This is a genomic window from Microbacterium sp. HMWF026, assembly GCF_003061325.1.
Taxonomy (GTDB): domain Bacteria; phylum Actinomycetota; class Actinomycetes; order Actinomycetales; family Microbacteriaceae; genus Microbacterium; species Microbacterium testaceum_E.
The window spans coordinates 1-3,364 of the sequence record NZ_QAJB01000358.1; the positions used below are offsets into that span (position 1 = coordinate 1).

At 74.2% G+C, this 3,364-nt stretch carries 3 protein-coding genes and 1 pseudogene; 2 read left to right on the forward strand and 2 right to left on the reverse strand.

Features of this window, described 5'->3' with window-relative positions:
• Positions 1–820: pseudogene (locus tag DBR36_RS13365) on the reverse strand (hypothetical protein); the annotation flags it as partial.
• A complete protein-coding gene (locus DBR36_RS13370; RefSeq protein WP_108320159.1) occupies positions 817–1,452 on the reverse strand; it encodes a response regulator in 636 nt (211 codons plus the stop codon). The gene DBR36_RS13370 and the pseudogene DBR36_RS13365, both read right to left, overlap by 4 nt.
• Before the next feature lie 94 nt (positions 1,453–1,546).
• Between DBR36_RS13370 and DBR36_RS13375 the strand changes: the two genes are divergently transcribed.
• Positions 1,547–2,587, forward strand: coding sequence for an iron ABC transporter substrate-binding protein (locus tag DBR36_RS13375; RefSeq protein WP_108320161.1), 1,041 nt, complete (start codon positions 1,547–1,549; stop codon positions 2,585–2,587).
• 56 nt (positions 2,588–2,643) lie between these two features.
• Positions 2,644–3,364: iron ABC transporter permease (locus tag DBR36_RS17830; RefSeq protein ID WP_181373602.1), on the forward strand; the 721-nt coding region annotated here is incomplete at its 3' end.

A 3,364-nucleotide genomic window follows, 5' to 3' on the forward strand; every position in this document is an offset into this window, starting at 1 on the left:
CGGCGATCGTGCGCAGGCGCTCCCGGTCGGGGTGGTCGCGCCGGGCGAGGGCCTCGAGTGCGAGGGCGGCTCCGCCCAGGTCCTGCAGCACGTCGTCGTGTAGCCGCCGGGCCAGGCGGAGCCGTTCGCTCTCGCGGGCGTGGCGTGCGTCGTCGAGGGCGCGCCGCCGCTCGCGCTCGGTGGCGACGATGCGTCGGGTGAGGCGCACCGACGGGGGCGCGAGGACGGCCACGAGCAGCGCGATGCCGCCGAGCAGCACGGGCAGGTAGACGGTGAGGGTCGAGGCCACCCACGCGTCGCGGAACACCGGGACGTAGACCTCCACTCGCAGCGGCGCGCCGGTCGCGTCGGTGGATGCCAGGAACGCCTCGCGCAGTTCGGGCGACCCCGCGGTCTCGAAGCGGTGCTCGACGTCATCCGGCACCTCGCGGACGACGACGCCGTCGCGCTCGAGGGCCGCGGCCAGCTCGGGGGAGAACGGCCGCTCCTGGCCGACGAGGCGCCGCTCGTCCGAGTAGACGACCCGTGCGACGTCGCCGTCGATGCGCCACACCTTGACGCGCGCGACGACGCCCGCCGCGAAGAACCCCTCGAGGCGCGCGTCGAGGGCGTCGGCATCCGGGGCATCGGCGAGATCCGCTGCGCCGAGGACGGCGGTGACGCGCTCGGCGACGCGGGTAGCGGCCTCGCGGGTGACGCGGTCGGCTTCGGCGCCGGCGAGGCGCCATTCGACCGCGGTCAGGGCGCACAGCAGGCCCACCGTCACGGCGGCGGCGACCAGAACGTGCCGCCGGATGAGGCGAGCGGTCCCGTTGGTCATGGCCGGCCCGCCGAGACGAGCCCTCGGGCGAGGGCGAGCGAGACGACCTCGACCTGCGATCGCGCGCCGAGCGCGAGGCGCAGCGCCTTGAGGTGATCGCGCACGGTGTGCGCCGACAGACCGAGGTCGGCGGCGATCGCCGTGGGGCGCCGGCCGGCGCACAACAGCGCGAGCACCTGGCGTTCGCGCGGCGAGAGCGCGTCGAAGACGCTGAGGGGCAGACCGCCGGCGATGACCGGACGCTGGGGGGTCGCCGAGCGGATCGCCGCCGTCAGCGCGTCCAGACGCGCGTCCTTGGCGAGGTAGGCGCTGGCGCCGGCGGCCCGGGCCCGTGCGGCGCCCGCGGCGGTGGGGTGCCCGGTGAGGACGACGAAGCGCGCCCGCGGACGGAGGGCCGCGAGGGCGGGCAGGGCCGCCAGGCCGTCGTCGTCGCCGAGGTGCACGTCGATGACGACGACGTCGACGTCGTAGGCCTCGAGCTTGCGTCGGGCTTCGTCGAGGGTCGCCGCGGTCGCAGCGCACACCAGATCGTCGGCCGCGTCGAGGGCGAGCGCGAAGAGGTCGGTGAAGACGCGATGGTCGTCGACGAGGAGCACCCGCAGGGGCTCGACGGGACGCGGGAGAGATGCCATGACCCCCTCATTTTAGGGGGGTGAGGGCGAAACAGGTAAGGCTAACCTCAGTACGTCGCGACGATACCCGCACCGTCGAATCAGGAGTACCCCCATGCCCCGCATCCACCCCGCGCTCGGCGTCCTCGCCCTCACGGTCGCCAGTGCTCTGGCCCTCACCTCGTGCGCCGGCGCCGCGCCCTCGGCCGCGCCTTCCGAGGCCCAGGACGACACGTCGCTCATCGTGTACTCGGGCCGCGACGAGGCGCTCATCGCCCCCCTGATCGAGCAGTTCGAGCAGCAGTCGGGGATCGACGTCGACGTGCGCTACGCCGGCTCCACCGAGCTCGCCGCCCAGCTGCTCGAAGAGGGCGAACGCAGCCCGGCCCAGGTCTTCTTGTCGCAGGACTCCGGTTCGCTCGGGGCGGTCGACGGCGCCGGGATGCTGGCATCCCTCCCCGACGACATCACCTCGGTCGTGCCGCCCGCCTACACCTCGTCGGACGGCAACTGGGTCGGCCTGACCGGCCGTGCGCGCGTGATCGCTTATGACAGCCAGAGCTACACCGCCGACGACATCCCGGGGAACGTGTTCGAGCTCACCCAGCCGCAGTGGCGGGGCAAGGTCGCCATCGTGCCCTCGAACGCGTCCTTCCAGGCGTTCGTCACCGCTCTGCGCGTGCAAGAGGGTGAGGACCGCGCCCGGCAGTGGCTGACCGACATGGTCGCGAACGACGCGCAGGTCTACAGCAAGAACGGCGAGGTGCTGGAAGCCGTGAACAGCGGCGCCGTCCCGCTCGGACTGATCAACCACTACTACTGGGCCCGCTCCGAGCAGGACCCCACGACCCTGCGGGCGCAGCTGAAGTTCGGCGACCCCGGGACGGTCTCGGCGCTGGTCAACGTCACGGGCGCCGGCATCCTGTCGACGGCCGCCGAGTCGACCGCGGCGCGCGAGTTCGTCGCGTTCCTCGTCGGCGAGCAGGCGCAGACGTACTTCGCCGAGGAGACCTTCGAGTACCCGCTGGCGGCGGGCGTCGACGCGCCCGCGGGTGTGCCCGCCCTCGACCAGCTGGGCGGCCCCGACATCGACCTGTCGTCGTTGTCGTCGGTCGATCGGACCGTCGGGCTGCTGACCGAGACGGGTCTGCTCTGACCCTGTCCGTCCGCCCCCGGCACCGGGGTGTCCGCGTCGCACGCGCGGGCACCCCGGTGCTCGTGCTCGCCGCCGCGCTGGTGGCCGCTGCCGTGATCGCGCCGTTGTTGCAGTTGGTCGGGCGGGTGGCATCCGGGGATCCCGACGCCGTCGCCGCGGTGGTCGTGCGCCCTCGCACGGTCGAGTTGCTGGCCGCCAGCGTCGGGGTCACGGCCGCGACCGCGGCCGGGGCGTTCGTCCTGGGCCTCGCCACGGCGTTCGTGCTCGCGCGCGTCGCCCTTCCGGGGCGTACGGCGTGGCGGGTGCTCGCGTGCCTACCGCTCGCAGTGCCGAGCTTCGTCGCGGCGTTCGGCTGGATGGGGGTGTTCCCGGGGCTCTCGGGACCGATGCCCCTGATCGGCGTGCTGGTGCTGGCGACGACGCCGTACGTGACCGTGCCGGCTCTCGCGGCCTTCGTCCGCGCGGACGTCTCGGTGGAGGATGCCGCGCGCTCCCTCGGTCGCGGGCCGTTCGCCGCCTTCGCCACGGCTACGCTGCCGCAGGTGCTCCCCGCGGCTCTGGCGGGCGCCCTGCTGGTGGCGCTCTACGCCCTGTCGGACTTCGGCGCCCCGGCGCTGCTGCGCGTCGACACGCTCACGACGGGCGTCTACGCGCAGTTCACCGGCGGATTCGATCGCGCGGCGTCGGCGGCGCTCGCTCTGGTGCTGGCCGTTCCGGCGCTGGGGTGCGTGTGCGCCGAGGCGGGGGTGCGCCACCGGGCGGCGGCCCGCCCGACGG

Bases quoted from the DNA above. Each gene is read 5' to 3' on its own strand.
- DBR36_RS13375 (WP_108320161.1), top strand. From the start codon at position 1,547: ATGCCCCGCATCCACCCCGCGCTCGGCGTCCTCGCCCTCACGGTCGCC.
- DBR36_RS13370 (WP_108320159.1), bottom strand. From the start codon at position 1,452: ATGGCATCTCTCCCGCGTCCCGTCGAGCCCCTGCGGGTGCTCCTCGTC.